The following is a 1,959-nucleotide window of genomic DNA, read 5'->3' as shown; positions in this document are numbered from 1 at the left end:
GCGATTGAGCCCCACACACAGGGCAGACGCCTGGAGAGATTTTTTTTCTGATGTATTCAATGAACTTAAGAGAGTTTATCTCACCAGTGTAATGCGCCCTCATTGCTGTATTCAGCCCCTCAGGCAGCAATGGATGCGAAACAGGAATACCTCCCCTTGCCCTGATGTACTGCCTATAGGACGCGAAAACCGACCCAATGTTATCCCGAAAAAGCGGGAACGAGCTTAGATTCTTTTGCCCCCCAATCTCAACGGCAACTTTGAAGTCAAAAAATTTTGGACGCCGTATATACTTCATTGATCGCCTCCAAGGGAGTTACGAAGGAGGCTCGCCCTAATGTATGCAACAGCCTCAGTACTCATCTCCTTACTTAGCATGGCAAGCTCGTGCTCGCTATTCGGGTCTACATTCCTCCCCTTAAGACGCTGAAACGCGTCCTCTGTCAATCTAGCGAGCGTAACAACTGTTTCATCCCCAAATACGTAGGCCGATACGGCAGCAACGCTTGCCCCAAGTGTTTGGAGCCTGGGACTCCTTACAAGTGGCTCTCCATCATTCGTTCTGCTCAGAATTGAGACATCAGCGCCGGTAACCTCTCGAACAACAAATGGGGAATGCGTCGCGACGACAGCAAATGAACCCGTTTCCCGGAGAACTTCACGAAGAAGTGACATTAGCTGAGTAATAAACGCTGGATGAAGATGATTCTCAGGCTCATCGACAAGAACCAATGCTCCCGACTCAATGAACGCGCACAAATTTAGAGAGAATTTGAAAAAAAGTTGCTGACCACTACTGAGTGGCTGCAGCTCACGCAGAGCCCCTCGAGCCGAATCATTCGGTCGTGAAGCATGAGAATAGCGACTATCCAGAATATCGCCTTCAGAGAAAAATTCCGGACCACGATCCGAGTCAAGCCCATCAAGGAAGCTGTCCATGACTGAACTTGAAGCTCCAAGAAGAAGACTGAGCGGCAAGTAGACGTCACCGCCCCTCGTAACGTAGTGCCTCGGAGTGGCATGCGACTTCTTTATCGGAAGACCAATGCGAGCCAGCGGGAGCCATTTCTTCAAAGCTCGATCAAAAATCTGGAATCTACTTCTCCCCCCGATTCGAGTGTCATCCCGAACCAAGTCAACCAACGCTGCAGTAAGCGCCCCTTTATCGCCTGAACGCACCCAGGATGGCGATAGCGCAAAATGACGGTATAGAAGAATATGCTGACTTCTGAGCTTGCCAGGCAAAGAGGACCGGCCCGGAGAGGAGCTGAACGCGATTACTCGACTAAAAGGATCATTCGATTGCACCAAACTATCAATCTTGGAACGAGCAAGCCCATGCACAATGTTTACCAAAGTCTGAGACTTACCCACTCCATTCTCACCAATGAGAACATTTATCCTTCGGTCGAACAACCCAGAATTCTCAAAGTTCAACGAAATTTCATGGCGACTTCGAAAACCAGATAACTTAAAGCTGACGAGCGCTTTCGCACTTGATCTCTGTAGCGATCTCAATTCCGCGCCATCCAGAACATCTGCGCCACGCCGATATGCAAAATATCGCTCATGTGACCTAAGGACAACATTTCTGAACACATCTGACTTCTCAACGGACTTCCCGCCACCGGAAACATTACTCCCAGGATCGTAAAGGAGAACATCATGAGCAGACTTCAGGGCTAGCTTGGTAGCGTGAGATCCGATGCTGCGCACCAAGTGTCGATACGACTCAATGTTTCCTTGAAGCGTGGCAAACCAAGATGGAGCCCCCTTATCTTTCTCGCCGGCTCCCGATACACTTATAAATCCTGATTCAACTTCGACCAGATCTCGCCCCAGAAGGACCGCTTCAATAGCACTTTTACAATCGGTGAATCTTTCTGAGAAGAACGCGACTGGAGACTTAAAGATCACTGATTGCTGGTACATCTTCACGCACATACCAGCCTCTAGCCG

2 protein-coding genes are annotated in these 1,959 nt (G+C 49.3%); both read right to left on the bottom strand.

The window, feature by feature from the left end:
* A partial coding sequence (locus ACFQ6N_RS40465) for a hypothetical protein (protein WP_380659146.1) occupies positions 1-298 on the bottom strand: 298 nt, incomplete at its 3' end.
* On the bottom strand, positions 295-1,932 hold the full coding sequence (locus ACFQ6N_RS40460) for an AAA family ATPase (protein WP_380659147.1): 1,638 nt from the start codon (positions 1,930-1,932) through the stop codon (positions 295-297). The genes ACFQ6N_RS40460 and ACFQ6N_RS40465, both read right to left, overlap by 4 nt.
* Positions 1,933-1,959 lie beyond the last annotated feature (27 nt).

The organism is Kitasatospora sp. NPDC056446 (genome assembly GCF_042796115.1).
Taxonomy (GTDB): Bacteria; Actinomycetota; Actinomycetes; order Streptomycetales; family Streptomycetaceae; genus Kitasatospora.
This window is presented reverse-complemented; position numbering and strand designations above follow the sequence as displayed.